General features: G+C 63.2%; 1 protein-coding gene. It reads left to right on the forward strand.

Annotated elements, in window-relative coordinates; genetic code table 11:
• Positions 1 to 497, forward strand: a 497-nt coding sequence (locus KW839_RS27325; RefSeq protein ID WP_371318129.1) for a phospholipase D-like domain-containing protein, incomplete at both ends; no start/stop codon positions are given.

The following is a 497-nucleotide window of genomic DNA, read 5'->3' on the forward strand; positions in this document are numbered from 1 at the left end:
CTGCACCTGTTCGTCATCACCAACGCCGGCGACGACAGCGTAGGCGCCGGCACCCGCAATACCCAGCGCATGCTCGAAAGCCTGGGGCGCGCCGAGACCATTCCTGAAGTGACCAAGCTGCGGCGCATCGAACAGGTCAAAGCGCAAGCATCACCCCGGCCAATGCCCGAGCCCCGCGACCGTGCCGGGCACCGGGAACTGGCCGAGTGGCAGGCCGAACTCGATTGGCACATCAAGCAGATCAAGGAAAGCACCGTCGAGCCGGAGGACATCCCCGGCCTGAAAGTGCACCTGTGCTCGCTGGTTGCCCCGGACTCACCGGCGGGCAGGGAATGGATGCCGGTGTACGTCCACTCCAAGCTGATGATCGTCGATGACGTGTTCACCACCCATGGCTCGGCCAACATCAATACCCGCAGCATGCAGGTGGACAGTGAGCTGAATATTGCCCATGAGTGGATGAGTGTGACCCAGGCAATGCGGCGGCGGTTGTGGGA

It is taken from the genome of Pseudomonas sp. PDM31 (assembly GCF_019218965.1).
GTDB lineage: Bacteria > Pseudomonadota > Gammaproteobacteria > Pseudomonadales > Pseudomonadaceae > Aquipseudomonas.